14 protein-coding genes are annotated in these 13,386 nt (G+C 74.4%); 7 read left to right on the top strand and 7 right to left on the bottom strand.

Going from position 1 to position 13,386, the window contains the following annotated elements:
• Positions 1 to 23: 23 nt before the first annotated feature.
• A complete protein-coding gene (ddaH, locus tag EF879_RS01845; protein ID WP_123553999.1) occupies positions 24 to 833 on the bottom strand; it encodes a dimethylargininase in 810 nt (269 codons plus the stop codon).
• A gap of 82 nt (positions 834 to 915) precedes the next feature.
• On the opposite strand from ddaH, the gene EF879_RS01840 reads away from it, so the two are divergent.
• Together EF879_RS01840 and EF879_RS01835 are read left to right on the top strand one after the other, a co-directional pair.
• A complete protein-coding gene (locus EF879_RS01840) occupies positions 916 to 1,374 on the top strand; it encodes an Lrp/AsnC family transcriptional regulator (protein ID WP_123553997.1) in 459 nt (152 codons plus the stop codon).
• A gap of 150 nt (positions 1,375 to 1,524) precedes the next feature.
• Positions 1,525 to 3,540 (top strand): beta-propeller domain-containing protein, encoded by a 2,016-nt coding sequence (locus EF879_RS01835; RefSeq protein WP_123553995.1) that lies wholly within the window; start codon positions 1,525 to 1,527, stop codon positions 3,538 to 3,540.
• A gap of 22 nt (positions 3,541 to 3,562) precedes the next feature.
• On the opposite strand, the gene EF879_RS01830 is transcribed toward EF879_RS01835, so the two are convergent.
• Positions 3,563 to 4,666 carry a hypothetical protein gene (locus EF879_RS01830; protein ID WP_123553993.1) on the bottom strand — a complete coding sequence of 368 codons (1,104 nt, stop codon included), beginning with the start codon at positions 4,664 to 4,666 and terminating at the stop codon, positions 3,563 to 3,565.
• Positions 4,667 to 4,882: 216 nt separating this feature from the next.
• Positions 4,883 to 5,779 (bottom strand): PHB depolymerase family esterase, encoded by an 897-nt coding sequence (locus EF879_RS01825; RefSeq protein WP_123553991.1) that lies wholly within the window; start codon positions 5,777 to 5,779, stop codon positions 4,883 to 4,885.
• Positions 5,780 to 5,875: 96 nt separating this feature from the next.
• Between EF879_RS01825 and EF879_RS01820 the strand changes: the two genes are divergently transcribed.
• Positions 5,876 to 6,643 carry a PadR family transcriptional regulator gene (locus EF879_RS01820; protein ID WP_123553989.1) on the top strand — a complete coding sequence of 256 codons (768 nt, stop codon included), beginning with the start codon at positions 5,876 to 5,878 and terminating at the stop codon, positions 6,641 to 6,643.
• Here EF879_RS01820 and EF879_RS01815 read toward each other — a convergent pair.
• The 4 genes from EF879_RS01815 to EF879_RS01800 all read right to left on the bottom strand — a co-directional run bounded on the left by EF879_RS01815 (position 6,584) and on the right by EF879_RS01800 (position 9,698).
• Positions 6,584 to 6,910 carry a DUF6457 domain-containing protein gene (locus EF879_RS01815; protein WP_233604167.1) on the bottom strand — a complete coding sequence of 109 codons (327 nt, stop codon included), beginning with the start codon at positions 6,908 to 6,910 and terminating at the stop codon, positions 6,584 to 6,586. The two genes, EF879_RS01820 and EF879_RS01815, sit on opposite strands and share 60 nt — an antisense overlap.
• Entirely contained in the window at positions 6,907 to 7,548 is a 642-nt protein-coding gene (locus EF879_RS01810; RefSeq protein WP_123555238.1) for a molybdenum cofactor guanylyltransferase, read from the bottom strand. Before EF879_RS01810 ends, EF879_RS01815 begins: the two co-directional genes overlap by 4 nt.
• 199 nt (positions 7,549 to 7,747) lie before the next feature.
• Positions 7,748 to 8,794, bottom strand: a complete 1,047-nt coding sequence (locus tag EF879_RS01805; protein WP_123553987.1) for a DUF4192 domain-containing protein — start codon at positions 8,792 to 8,794, stop codon at positions 7,748 to 7,750.
• 280 nt (positions 8,795 to 9,074) lie between these two features.
• Positions 9,075 to 9,698, bottom strand: coding sequence for an HAD-IA family hydrolase (locus EF879_RS01800; RefSeq protein ID WP_123555236.1), 624 nt, complete (start codon positions 9,696 to 9,698; stop codon positions 9,075 to 9,077).
• Between the two features lie 51 nt (positions 9,699 to 9,749).
• On the opposite strand from EF879_RS01800, the gene EF879_RS01795 reads away from it, so the two are divergent.
• The 4 genes from EF879_RS01795 to EF879_RS01780 all read left to right on the top strand — a co-directional run bounded on the left by EF879_RS01795 (position 9,750) and on the right by EF879_RS01780 (position 13,376).
• The gene (locus EF879_RS01795; protein WP_123553985.1) at positions 9,750 to 11,009 is read left to right on the top strand and encodes an ROK family transcriptional regulator; all 1,260 of its coding nucleotides are present in this window, start codon (positions 9,750 to 9,752) and stop codon (positions 11,007 to 11,009) included.
• 152 nt (positions 11,010 to 11,161) lie between these two features.
• Positions 11,162 to 12,052 carry a fructosamine kinase family protein gene (locus EF879_RS01790; protein ID WP_123553983.1) on the top strand — a complete coding sequence of 297 codons (891 nt, stop codon included), beginning with the start codon at positions 11,162 to 11,164 and terminating at the stop codon, positions 12,050 to 12,052.
• Positions 12,053 to 12,069: 17 nt separating this feature from the next.
• Entirely contained in the window at positions 12,070 to 13,107 is a 1,038-nt protein-coding gene (gene moaA / locus EF879_RS01785) for a GTP 3',8-cyclase MoaA (RefSeq protein ID WP_370375431.1), read from the top strand.
• Positions 13,108 to 13,109: 2 nt separating this feature from the next.
• Positions 13,110 to 13,376, top strand: coding sequence for a MoaD/ThiS family protein (locus EF879_RS01780; protein ID WP_233604166.1), 267 nt, complete (start codon positions 13,110 to 13,112; stop codon positions 13,374 to 13,376).
• Positions 13,377 to 13,386 lie beyond the last annotated feature (10 nt).

Below are 13,386 nucleotides of genomic sequence, written 5' to 3'. Positions count from 1 at the left end.
GCCGGGGTCGGGTCGGGGTCGGGCTACGCCCGGAGCTCGGCGACGCAGCACTTCACGCTGCCGCCGCCCTTCTTCAGTTCGGACAGCTCCACCGGCACCGGCAGGTAGCCGGCCGCCTTGACCTTGGCCGCCATCCCGGTCGCCTCGCTGCTCAGGACGACGTGCCGGCCGTCGCTGACCAGGTTCAGCCCGAACGCGACCGCGTCGGCCTCGTCGGCCAGGACCGCGTCGGGGAAGAGCTGGGCCAGGACCCGCTGGGAGGCGGCCGAGAACGCCCCGGGGTAGTAGGCGATCGTCCGGTCGTCGAGCGGGGCCAGCGCCGTGTCCAGGTGGTAGAAGCGGGGGTCGACGAGCCGCAGGGACACCACCGGCCGGCCCAGTACCTCCTGCGCCTCGGTGTGCGCGGCGGCGGTGGTGCGGAAGCCGTACCCGGCGAGGATCAGGCCGCCGTGCGCCTCGGGGAGGTACGTGAAGTCTCCCTCGCCCTCGTTCGTCTCGGTGGGCGCGACGTACGGCCAGCCGTACGCCTCGTAGAACGCCCGGTGGGCGTCGGACTCGGCCGCCCGCTGCCGGTGCCGGAACCGGGCACCGTAGCTGGTGCCGTCGACGGTGAACGCGCCGTTCGCCGCGTAGACCATGTCCGGCAGCCCCGGCTCGGGGGTGAGTTCGTGCACCGTGTGGCCGAGGTCGAGCAGGGTCTCACGCAGCCGGTGCCACTGCTTGACCGCGAGTTCGCGGTCGACCGGGGTGGCGGTGTCCATCCACGGGTTGATGACGTACTCCACCGCGAAGTACTCCGGCGGACAGAGAAGATATGTCCGCTTTCTTGGCATCCTCGGCTGGCTCACGGGTCCAAGGGTAGGTACGGTGCAGGTTTACTAACAGCCGGAACCGTTGCCTACGAGAGGCGGAACGTTGCAGATCGACGACGTTGACCAGCGAATCATTGCGTCGCTGGTGGCGGACGCCCGGGCGTCGTACGCGGAGATCGGGGCCCGGGTCTCCCTCTCCGCGCCCGCCGTCAAGCGGCGGGTCGACCGGCTCCGGGCCGCCGGGGTGATCCGGGGATTCACCAGCGTCATCGACCCGGCCGCCGTGGGGTGGAGCACCGAGGCCTTCGTCGAGCTCTTCTGCACCGGCCGGACCACCCCGGCCCAGATCGCGGTCGCGACCCGACGGCACCCGGAGGTGGTGGCCGCGTACACGGTCTCCGGCGAGGCGGACGCCCTGGTGCACCTGCGCGCGGCCGACATCGCCCACCTGGAACAGGCGTTGGAGCGGCTCCGCGCCGAACCCTTCATCACCTCGACCCGAAGCATGATCGTGCTCTCCCGGCTGGTCGAGGCGCCGACGGTGATCGCCGCCCCGGAATGACCCGGGCGACGCACTCCCACACCCTGACCGCGACCGAGAGATCCTTCGGCGCTGCGGTGCCCCCGGCCCGGATGGGGCGGGTGCCGGGGTGACCGGTCCGTCCCGACGTGCCGCGGGAACGGTGAGCCGGGTCCCCGCGTCTGACCGGGCATGAGCTCCGATCGCGGAACCCGCGCCGCCACTCCCGGCACCGCGCTGATCGCGGGGCTGACACTGCTCGCCGGCACCCTGCTCGCCGGCTGCACCGCCGAGCCCGAACCGACGCCGACCGCCCCGGTCCGCGACCCCGGCGTACCCGCCGGCGGGTTCCGGCTCGTCTCCTTCGACTCCTGCACCGACGCGCTGGAGGGGCTCCGGGCCGCCACCGTGGCCGCGGTCGGGCCGTACGGGCTCGTCGGCGACGGGTGGTTCCGGGCGGAGCCGGCGCTGGAGGGCGCCGAAACCGACAACCGGGCCGCCACGGAGCAGGGCGTGCCCGACGGTCCCGGCGGCCCCGGCCACTCCGGCACGAACACGCACGAGGCCGGGGTGGACGAGCCCGACCTCGTCAAGACCGACGGCCGGCGGATCGTCACGGTCAGCCGGGGCACGCTCCGGGTGGTCGACCCGGCGGGCCGGCGGCTCGCCGGCAGCCTCGACCTCGATCCCGGTACGGACCGGGACGGCTGGGCCGAGGCGGAGCTGCTGCTGCACGGCGACCGGGCCCTGGTGCTGGTCCGGCAGTACGGGATCGACCTGTCCCACCCCGTGGGTCGGCCGGGCGGAGCGGAGGTACCGCCGGCCGACGACACCCCCGTCGTCGGCCCCCGACTGATCCTGGTCGACCTGGCCGGCGCGCCGCGGATCCTCGGCGAGTACCGGTTCGACGGTGAGCTGGTGGATGCCCGGCAGGTGGGCGCGACCGTCCGGGTCGTGGTGCGCTCCAGGCCCCGGTTCGCCTTCCCGACGCACCGGGGATCGGGGCCGGTCGACGAGCGGAAGAGCCTCGCCACGAACCGGAAGATCGTCGAGAAGGCTCCGATCGAGGCCTGGCTGCCCCGGTACGAGACGACCACCGCCGGCCGGACCACCACCGGTCGGGTCGGCTGCGACCGGCTGAGCCGGCCGGCGGAGTACTCCGGCACCTCACTGCTCTCGGTGCTCAGCTTCGACCTCGGGGCGACCAGCCTCGGCGACGGCGATCCGGTCACCGTGGTGGCCGACGGCGACACCGTCTACAGCAACGGATCCCGGCTCTACGTCACCAGCGACCAGCGCTGGCGGATGTCGGTGTTCCGTGCCGACGGCGGGGTGACCACGCCCGACCCGAAGAACGAGCGGACCGAGATCTACCAGTTCGACGTGACGGGTAGCGGCCGGCCGCGCTACGTCACCGCCGCCGCCGTCCCGGGCTGGCTGATCAACCAGTACGCCCTCTCCGAGTGGAACGGCCACCTGCGGGTCGCCACCACCAGCGGCGAGTCCCGGCGCGACGCCGCGGCGTCGAGTTCGGCGGTGTACGTGCTGCGGGCGGACGGGCGGACGCTGACCGAGACCGGCCGGGTCACCGGGCTGGGCAGGGGTGAACGGATCTACAGTGTCCGGTTCGTCGACGGCACCGGGTACGTGGTCACCTTCCGGCAGACCGATCCGCTCTACACCCTGGACCTGCGCGATCCGTCGGCGCCGAAGGTCACCGGCGAACTCAAGATCACCGGATACTCGGCGTACCTGCACCCGGTCGGGGCGGGCCGGTTGATCGGGATCGGCCAGGAGGCGGACGGTCAGGGGCGTACCCAGGGCTGCCAGGTCTCGCTCTTCGACGTCTCGGACCTGAGCCAACCGACCCGGATCGCCCAGCACCACGTCCGGTACGGCCACTCCGAGGCCGAGTTCGACCCGCACGCGTTCCTCTACTGGCCGGCCACGGGCACCCTCGTGGTACCGCTGACGACGTACCAGCCGCAGGGCGGCGCCCCGGGCGGTGGGGCGCTGGTGCTGCGGGTGGGCGACCGCAGTCTGGCCGAGGCCGGCCTGGTGGACCACGCCGAGTTGGCGAGCCCGGAGACCGGCGGGATGATTCGCCGGTCCCTGGTGGTCGGCTCCGTGCTCTGGACCGTCTCCGACGGCGGACTCAAGGCGACCGACCTGAACAGCCTCGCCACCCTCGGCACCGTACGGCTCTGAGTGGCGGCGCCGGGAGGACGGGCTAGAGGTACATCCCGGTGCGGTGCTCGCCCTCCCGCTGCGCCGGCTTGTCGCCCTCGACGAAGAACCGCCGGCCGCCGAACTCGCCGTGCAGCCGGTCGTCGAGTTCGTCCGCCAGGCCGGTCATCACCTGGACGGCCAGCATCAGGTGGGTGGGCTGGAAGTTGCGGCCGAAGACGGGGATCGAGGCCCAGACGGTGTCGTTGGTGCAGTAGAGGCGGCCGATCGGCATCCGGTTGGTCAGCTCGGAGAGCTTGACGTACAGCTGCTCGGTCGGCTCGACCTCGGTCAGCACGGGAGAGAAGACGTCGACGAGTGGCGGGTTGTCCCGGACCCGGACGAAGACCATCGCGGAACCGGCCCGGATCCCGATGTCGCCGTCGGAGTCGACCTGGAGCTGGTCCACCGGTGACTTCAGCATCGCCGAGATCACCGTCCGGACCCGCTCGTTCAGGGCCAGCGACTCGTCGCCGATCTGGCCGGCCCGGGCCGCGACGAGCGCCTCCTCGCGCTCGAGTTCGAGGCGGGGGTTGGTCGCCGTCTCGGGCCGGGCGGTGCCGAGGGGTTCCACCGGGATCGGCTCGTCGTCCGCGTCGTGCACGAGGAAGACGAGGAAGGCGGGGTGCGGTGCGCCGTACACGTCGCGCAGGGTGCGCGAGACCACGGTGGCGAGCCGGCCCGCCTCGGCCGCGGTGGCCCGCATCCCGAAGTGCTCGCCGGAGCCCTCGATGACGCCGGGGGGTGACCAGCCGAGCGCGACCATGCTGGCGACCGCGGACCGGTCCAGCCGGTATCCCTGCGGCAGCGCGGCGTTGCCGACCGCCCGGAGGTCGATCTGGCCCTCCTCACCCACCTCGATGCTGACCGAGTAGATCGCGTCCCCGGTGCCGGAGGCCGTGGGGTCGAGGGTCAGGACGACCTGTGCCCCGGCCGGCAGGCTGCGCAGCTGACTCGCCAACGCCCGGGCGAAGTCCTGCCACGCCTCGGTCACCTTGACCCGCAGGTCGGCGGTGGTGGGATCGTCGAGCAGGATCGGTTCGTACTGGTCGGCGGAGTTCGCCGAGGCCACCCCGCCGCCCGGCGGTGCCGCGTTGTCAGCCGTCATGATCGCCTCCGTCCGTCAGGGCATCGCACACCCTACCCAGCGGACCGGAGGGGCGGGATACTGGCGACCCCCATCGGACAATCGAACGCTGTCATTATTACTCACAGTGTCGACTGTTACACCCCTCGGCGGCCACCGTCCTGACCGCCGCTCGCGGGCGACGGCGTCACGGGCGTACGGGGACGCCCGTCGACGGTCACGGGCGCCGGCCAGCGGTCACGGGCGTCGCGTGTGGGCGGTGAAGAACTCCCACATGGCCTGGCTCGCGTCGACGGCCCAGTCCGCCGTCGACGTCGGCCAGGCGTGCCCCATGCCGTTCAGGGTGTAGTCGACCACCTCGCTGCCGTCGGCACAGCGGCTGACCGTGCGGTTCACGGTCTTCTCCCGGTCGACCCAGACCGGCTTCCCGACCTGGCAGCCGAGGTTCTTCTGCCACCGCGCCAGGCCCGCGTAGATTCGGGCCGAACCGCGGTCCTGGCTGCCGACAAAGGTGATCACCGCTACCGGCCGGGAGGGCTTGTAGGTGGGGTCGGCCTCGGCGGGACCTCCGGCGAAGGCACCGCTGACCGGGGCGATCGCGGCGAAGACGTCGGCGGCCTCCACTCCGAGCGCGTACGTCATCCGGGCGCCGGAGGAGAAGCCGGTCGCGTAGACCCGGGCCGGGTCGACCGACCACCTGGTCACCAGGTGGTCGACGAGTGCCCGGACGAACGTGACGTCGTCGCCCTGGTCGGCCAGCCTGCTGAACTCCCGGCCGAGTGCCTTCGGGTACGCGACCAGGAAGCCCTCCCGGTCGGCGACCGCGTCCAGTCCACTGGTTTCTCGCAGCGTCGCCACGCTCTGGTCGGTGCCGTGCAGGGCGACCACCAACGGAACCGGCGTACCCGGCCGGTAGGTGGGCGGGGCATGCAGATCCCAGGTCCGCTCGACACCGCCCGAGTCGATCGTCAGGCTGTGGTCACCGGGTGCCGGCGCGACCTCCGGGCGCTCCGCACGGGACGGACTCGGCGCGCCTCCCGCGCTCGTCCCGCCCTCGCTCCCACAACCGGCCGCGCCGAGCATCGCCGTCACCGCGACCGCCGCCAGAATCCCGTGTCCGAGCCTCCGTGCCATGAGCTTCCCCCGTTCGATCCATCACGTCAGTGCCGGGGCACTATGTCAAAACTGACATAGCTAGGCTGAAGCCGGGAGGCACCGGGAGGTAACAGTTTGGCCACTGTCAGCCCACTGGGCTATGCCCTGCTCTGCACGCTGCATCGCGGTCCGCTGACCGGCTACGAGATCGTCCGCCGGATGCGCAAGCCCATCGGGTACTACTGGACGGCGCAGCAGAGCCAGATCTATCCCGAGCTGGCCCGACTGTCGGCAGCCGGGCTGATCACCCACGATGCCGAGGCCGGTCCGGGACCGCGGCAGCGCAAGACCCACCGGCTCACCGACGCCGGCCGCGCGGCGCTGGCCGCCTGGCTGGTCGAGCCCCCCGCGCCCCGCGCCCCGCGCGACGAGGCGGTGCTGAAGACGTACGCCCTCGCGGCGGCCGACCCGGCGCGGATGCGGGAGTTCTACCTCGCCGAGGCCGAGGCGTACGAGCGGCGCCACGAGGACTTCCGGGCGCAGCACGCCGACCTCGTCTCCCGGAACGCGGACGACGTCCAGCACCCGCAGTTCGGGGCGTACGCCACCCTGGAGCTGGCCCTGGCGACCGGACCGGTCCGGATCGCCTGGTACCGCTGGCTGGCGGAGAAGATGGCCGAGCTGGCCGAGCGGGGCGGCCCGCCGCAGCCGGCCGGTGCCCCGCCCGGCTCCGCCACCCCGGCGGAGGACAATGCCGCAGACCCGGCGGAGGGCGAGCCCGGCGGCCCCACCGGGACGGCCGTGCCGGGCGCGGACGAGCCGGACTCGGCGTACGGCCGCCGGTCAGGCCGGGGCCACCGCGCCGGAGTCCGGCGACCCCGTACCGGCGGCACCGGCGCCTGACGGCCTAGGTGCTCCCGACTCGGCCGCCCCGGACTCGGCGTCCGCCCAGCTGGTGGCGAGACGGGCCAGGCCGGCGGCGGCGGTGGCCGGATCCGCGCCCCGGCCGACCGCTATCCCGAGCAGGTACGCCGTCACCGGTGCGCCGGGCCGAAGCACGTGATGGGCGACGTCGCGGGCCAGGTCCAGTACCACCCGCACGTCGACCTCGGCCGGCGTCAGGCCGAGTTCGGCGCAGGCCGCCGCCACCCAGTCGTCCATCCTGCTCATCGTGTCCACTCCTCCGCCCGGCGTAGGTCCTCGTCAGTGTCGCAGTCGAACCAGGGCGGGGGCCCCAGACCGAGCCACGACACCTCGGCGACGGTCAACTCGGCCATCAGCGCGCGCACCGACGTACCGGTGAGGCCGCCGTGCCGGGCGGCCAGCCGGTCCAGCGCCCGCCGTAGCGCCGCCGGCCGCCAGACCCCGCAGAGCCACTGCGGGTGGCCGGCGTCGTCGACGTAGACGGCGCCGTCAGCCGTGCTTCGGTCCAACGCGGCCCGGAGGCCGTGCACGGCGGCGGCGGTCAGCAGCGGCAGGTCGCCGGCGAGCACGGCGACGCAGTCGACGGGTGCGCGTCGGGTCTCACCGTCGCCGTCGGCGCCGTCGGGCCCCGGGCCGTCGTGCGCCGTGTCGGGCCCGGGGCTGGCGTGCCCCGCGTCGGTCCCGTCGAGCAGCGCCAGGCCGGCGGCGAGCGCCGCGACCGGACCGCCACCGGCCGGTTGCTCCCGAACGTCAAGGACGTCCGGCGGCAGGTCGTCCGCCGGGCCGACGACGATCCGGGGCCGCGCGGCGGCGACCGCCGCCAGCACGCGGTCCCGCATCCGGCTGCCGCCCACCGGCAGCGCCGGCTTGTCCACGCCGCCCATCCGGCGTGCGGCCCCGCCGGTCAACACCACCGCCGCGAAGCCGGCCGGTTTCACCTGCCCGGTCACAAGGTCAACGGTATCCGGATCGCGGTCCGGTCGGCAGTCGTTGCCCGCCGACCGAAGGAACCCGGACGGGCGCGGCGGCTCCGGATGACCCGTGCGGCGCGGGTTCGGGGCCCCGAGGGCGCCCGGCACCTCATCAGTCGTCCGACCGGTCGCACGCCGACCGCGCCACCTCGGCCCAGTCGTCCAGGATGGACGGTGGTATCCCGACCCGCAGGGCCTCGGCGAGCAGCAGTGCCATCGAGTAGTCGGGCTGCGCCTCCAGCGCCCGATCCACCGCCACGCTCGCCAGCGCTCCCTGGCCCGCACACCACGCGGCGAACGCCAACAGGCTGGCCGGCGCCGCACCCAGGTCTGGTTCGGCCCGACGGAGCACGTCCGTCCACAGTGTCAGGTGCCACTCCTCACCGCCGGTCCACCGCCAGGCGTCGTCCCGGGTCGGCAGGTGCACCAGCAGCAGGCTGAGCCAGGCCACCTCGTCGTCGGTGAGCTGCCCTCCGTCGCGGTGTCGCCGCAGCGCCAGCCGTACCGCCGCACGGCCCGCGCGCCACACCGTCCGCTGGTTCAGCGCGTCGGCCGCCGGTGCCCGGCCCAGCAGGTCCCGGAGTCGGACCTCCGCCTTTCGGGTCGCCTCGCGCATCGCCCGGCGGGCCGAGCCGCCGACCGGGGCGATCTGGCGGACGAGCGTGTCGCGGTCGGGGAGCGCCACCTGGCCGGCGAAGGTCGCCGCCGCGGCGAACTGGCTGGTCGAGGCGTCGAACGGCGTACCCTCGGGTGGACAGCCGACGGGGTCCCCGCAGACGTGCGACCAGTAGCGGTCACCGGTCACCCGCAGCGCCTCCAGGACGGGCAGGTCCACCTCACCGAGGGCGACGATCAGCGCGTCGATCATCGGCGTGGTCCGGGCCGCCGGACCGTACCCGACGACCATGGTCGCGTGGACGCCCTGTCGGGCGACGACCGCCGCGAGCTCCGCGGCGGCCTCGCCGAGCCCGTCCCCGGGCGGCTCCGACGCGGCCGGGAGACCCGGCAGGTCGCCCCGGGCCAGGAAGACGATGCGTGTGCCACGCAGCGCGACCACCACCACGCTGTCGGCGGGATGGAAGCCCAACAGGTACGGCACGGCGGCGAGCAGGTCCGCGGTGGATCGGACCACGAGGGACACGTGAACGGTCGAGGTCATGCCCGGCAGCGTGGCGGGACGCATCGATGATCGGAAGTGCACCGAGATCTGGCTGTGGACGACACGCCGGGTTATCCACAGTTACCGAGCGTAGTTTGCCTGCTCAGGGCCGAACCTCGGCCCGCCGGTAACGCCGAAAAAAGTTCGGGGCGGGTGGCCGGGAGGGCCGGGACGCGGTCAGGTGACCCGCCATTCGTGCGGGGGCGGGCGCTCCCCGGCTGGTTCCTCCCGGTCAGCGGCGACAGCCGCCGCCCGTGTGCGGGGCGGACGGCACCGGCGCTCAGGCCCGGGCCGCCTCCAGCAGGCGGGCGAGGTGCGCCAGGTCGTCGGGGCGTACGTCGCCGTCCAGCCCCTTCAACGCGGCGGTCCGCGCGCCCGCCGCCCGTCCGGCCCGCAGCCCCACCTCGGTGTCCTCGACGACCAGGCACCGCGCCGGCGGGACGCCGAGCAGCGCGGCGGCGCGCAGGTAGCCCTCCGGATCCGGCTTTCCCGCGCTGACGTCCTCGACGGTCACGAGCACCGGCGGGGTGATGCCGGCGGCGGCCAGCCGGGCCTTGGCGAGCCGGGCGTCCGCGCTGGTCACCACCGCCCAGGGCAGGCCGAGCCGGGCCAGCGTCGACAGCAGGTGGGTGGCGCCCCGGGTGGGTACGACGTCGGCGAGGTCGTCGTACTGCAACGCCAGTTGGCGGGCGGCGGCCGCCGCCACCCCCGCCTCGTCCAGCTCGGGCAGCAGCCGGCGCACCGTGTGGTCCGCCGGGCTGCCATGCGCGATCGCCAGCGCCTGGCCGGGGTCGACGCCGTACTCCGTCGCCCAGCGACGCCAGGCGCGCTCGACGGCGGCGTCCGAGTCCACCAGGGTGCCGTCCATGTCCAGCAGCACCGCGTCGACCTCGATCCTCTCCACCACAACCCCCTAATATGCTCGTCCTACGAGCATAAGGTGGTGACGCCGAGCATGCCACGAAACCCTGACCAGGGGCGGGCCGCCACGCTCCGCTGGCACACCGCGGCACAGGTGCTGGCCACGCTGCGCCGGGTCCCGGGGATCACCCGCGCCGCGCTGGCCCGGGAACTGGGGCTGACCAGTGGGCTGGCCACCGAGATCGTCGCCCGGCTGCGCGACCTGCGGCTGCTGACCGAGGCGCCGGCGCCGGTGGTCGGCCGTGGCCGGCCCACCACCGTGCTGCGACCGCACCCGGAGGGGCCGGTCGTGTTGGCGCTCGCCCTCCGTCAGGAGGACTGGCGGGCCGCAGTGGCCACCGTCGACGGGCGGTTGATCGAGCCACGACGCCGCCGCCACCCGAGCCGCGAGCCCGACGCCGTCCTGGCCACCCTGCGCCGCGCCGTCGACCGGGCCCGGGACCGGTACGGCCACCGGCTACGCGCGGTCTCCCTCGCGGTGGCCGGGGCCATCTACGACGACCACCTCGTTCAGGCGGCCACCCTCGGCTGGGGCGCCGTCGACCTGCGTGCCGTCGCCCGCGACACGTCCCTGCCGCTGCTGCTCGGCAACGACGCCACGCTCGCCGGGGTCGCCGAGGCCCGGGCCGGCGCCGCCACCACCGCCGGAACGGCGCTGCACCTCATCGTCGAGGTCGGGGTCGGCGGGACGCTCACCATCGACGGCCGCCCGGTCACCGGTGCCCACGGCGCGGCCGGCGAGTACGGCCATCTCCCGTTCGGCGACCGCGCCCTCCGCTGCCCCTGCGGAGCCCGAGGATGCTGGGATCTCGCCGTCGACGGCCGCGCGCTGGCCCGTCACCTCGGCGAACCCCCGCCCGTCGACGCCCTCAGCTACGCGTGGGAGGTGATCCGCCGCGCCACCGGCGCCCCGCACCCCGGCCCGGACCCCGATCCCCGCTCCGGCCGGCGGGTTCCGGCGCGCGACGGCGGCGACCCGGCGGCCCGACGGGCGGTCGACGCCGTCGCGGCGGCCCTCGGCGACGGCATCGCCGCCCTGGTCAACCTCCACGACCCGGACCTGGTCACCCTCGGCGGGCTCGGTCCGGCGCTCCGCCGCGTCGCCGGCCCGGCGTTCGACGACGCGTACGCCGCCGGCCTGATGTCCGTCCACCGGGCCCAGCCCCCGCCGGTCGTGGCCGCCGCCTTCGGCGACGAGGGACCCCTGCACGGTGCCGCCGTGCTCGGCCTCGACCACATCACCGGGGAGAGTGCCCTCGCCGAGTGGGCTGCGCACCTCCGCTCGGCGGACTGACCGGCGGCGGACCCGCGACACCCGCCCGGCACGGCCGGAGCCGGGGACCCCCGTCGAGGCCAGAGCCCGGGACTCCCGCCGAGGCCGGGGTCCGGGACTCCCGACGTCCGACACCCGACACCGGCGCGCCGGCGAGCGGTTACCGTTCCCGCATGGACCTGGCGTACCTCCGGACCCACCCGAGGCAGCTTCCGCTCTTCCTCACCCACCAGCGGATCCGAGAGACGCCGGTCTCCGGCGGAGACATCTGCGCCGCGAACCGGCTCACCCTCGACGACGGCAGCTCGCTCTTCGCCAAGAGCTGGCCCGAGGGGTCGGACGCCGACATGCCCGAGGGCTTCTTCGCCAGTGAGGCGGCCGGGCTGCGGTGGCTGCGGGAGGCGAACGCGGTGCCGGTGCCCGAGGTGGTCGTGGCGCTGCCGGAGCTGCTCGCGCTGGAGTGGGTGGAACCGGGCGAGCCGACGCCGGAGGCGGCCCGGCGGTTCGGCGCCGAGCTGGCGGCGCTGCACCGGGCCGGCGCCCCCTCGTTCGGCGCCGAGTGGCCCGGCTTCATCGGGTCGCTGCCCCAGGACAACACCCCGAGCGACGAGGACTGGCCCACCTGGTTCGCGCACCGCCGGCTCACCCCGTACCTGCGGCGCTCGGTCGACAACGGCGCGCTCTCCGCGACCGAGGTCGCCCTGGTCGAGCGGCTGATCTCCCGGATCGACGGGTACGGCGGGGCCGAGCCGCCCGCCCGGATCCACGGCGACCTGTGGCCGGGGAACGTGCTGTGGGGCGCCGACGGCCGGGCCTGGCTGGTCGATCCCGCCGCGCACGGTGGACACCGGGAGACCGACCTGGCCCAGCTCACCCTCTTCGGGGGCGCCCCGCACCTGGACCTGATCCTCGACGCCTACCAGGAGGTGTGGCCGCTGGCCGACGGCTGGCGGGAACGGATCCCACTGCACCAGCTCCACCTGCTGCTGGTGCACACCGCGCTCTTCGGCGCCACGTACCGGAACGCGGTGGCCGCGGCGGCGCGCGCCGCGCTGTCAGCGTGACGCGCTACCGTCGAGCGATGACCATCTCCGGTTCCCGGCCGGAGGTGCCCGGCCTCGTCGACCGGTACGGCCGGGTGGCCACCGACCTCCGGGTCTCGCTGACCGACCGGTGCAACCTGCGCTGCACGTACTGCATGCCGGCCGAGGGGCTGCCGTGGCTGCCGAAGTCGGAGGTGCTGACCGACGACGAGGTGGTGCGGCTGGTCGGCGTGGCGGTACGTCTGCTCGGCGTGACCGAGGTGCGCTTCACCGGCGGCGAGCCGCTGATCCGGCCCGGGCTGCTGGGGATCGTCGCCGCCGTCGCCGCGCTCACCCCACGACCGGTCCTCTCCCTGACCACCAACGGGATCGGGCTCGACCGGCTCGCGGGCCCGCTGCGCGCGGCCGGGCTCGACCGGGTCAACGTCTCGCTGGACAGTCTCGATCCCGACCGGTTCACCGCGCTGACCCGGCGACCGCGGCTGCGGGCCGTTCTGGACGGGCTGGCCGGGGCGGTCGCCGCCGGCCTGGCCCCGGTCAAAATCAACGCGGTGCTGATGCGCGGCGTCAACGACGGCGAGGCGCCGGCGCTGCTGCGCTTCGCCCTGGAACACGGCTACGAGCTGCGCTTCATCGAGCAGATGCCGCTGGACGCCCAGCACAGCTGGGACCGGTCGACGATGGTGACGGCCGAGGAGGTCCTCGCCGCGCTGCGGGCCGAGTTCACGCTGCTGCCGGATCCGGCCGAGCGGGGCGGGGCACCGGCCGAGACGTGGTTGGTGGAGGGCTGGACCACGCCGGACGGTCGGCCGGCCCGGGTCGGGGTGATCGCCAGTGTGACGCGGCCGTTCTGCGGGGACTGCGACCGGACCCGGCTCACCGCGGACGGGCAGGTCCGGAACTGCCTCTTCGCGCTGGAGGAGTCGGATCTGCGTACCGCCCTGCGTGGCGGTGCCGACGACGAGGAGCTGGCCCGCCGGTGGCGGGTGGCGATGTGGGGCAAGCGGGCCGGGCACGGCATCGACGATCCGAGCTTTCTCCAGCCGGTACGCCCGATGTCCGCGATCGGGGGTTGAGAGTGGAGACCACGCACACGGAACCCACCCTGGTCGTACGCTATTTCGCGGCGGCCCGGGCCGCCGCCGGGGTCGCCGAGGAGTCGGTGCCCGGCGGTCGCAGCCTCGACGAGCTCGCCGACGACCTTGCCCGGCGACACGGCGAACGGCTCGCCCGGGTGCTCGGGGTGGCGAGTTTTCTGGTGAACGGCGTCGCCTGCCATGATCGTCAGGCCCCCATCCCGGCGGGGGCGACGGTCGACGTGCTGCCGCCGTTCGCGGGCGGCTGAGGAGGGGCAG

This window comes from Micromonospora sp. HM5-17 (genome assembly GCF_003762835.1).
Lineage (GTDB): Bacteria > Actinomycetota > Actinomycetes > Mycobacteriales > Micromonosporaceae > Plantactinospora.
Note: the sequence above shows the minus strand (reverse complement) of the source record. Positions and strands in the feature narration are given on the sequence as shown.